This is a genomic window from Cytobacillus sp. OWB-43 (genome assembly GCF_034651445.1).
Classification (GTDB): domain Bacteria; phylum Bacillota; class Bacilli; order Bacillales; family Cytobacillaceae; genus Cytobacillus; species Cytobacillus kochii.
Window position 1 is genome coordinate 1 of record NZ_JAYEFF010000021.1, and the last position, 348, is coordinate 348.

A 348-nucleotide genomic window follows, 5' to 3' on the forward strand; every position below is an offset into this window, starting at 1 on the left:
GCTCCCCGAAGCATATCGGTGTTAGTCCCGTCCTTCATCGGCTCCTAGTGCCAAGGCATTCACCGTGCGCCCTTATTAACTTAACCATATGTTTGGGTTACTTTCGCTTCCCTCACGGTTGTGTGTTTTAAAAAAGTTTAGTATCTCTACTCTATTATATAGAGAGAAAATAACTAAGGTGGCGATTACTTGGTAATCTTCTTCATTACATTATCTAGTTTTCAAAGAACGATTGAATTGAGAGATTATACTCTCAAAACTGAACGAACAGTCTAACATCAAGTCAATTCCGTATATTCCTTAGAAAGGAGGTGATCCAGCCGCACCTTCCGATACGGCTACCTTGTT

Annotated in this window: 1 rRNA gene; it reads right to left on the reverse strand. The window is 40.8% G+C overall.

The window, feature by feature from the left end:
* Positions 1-86, reverse strand: a 23S ribosomal RNA gene (locus tag U9M49_RS22645); the annotation flags it as partial.
* Between the last annotated feature and the right edge of the window lie 262 nt (positions 87-348).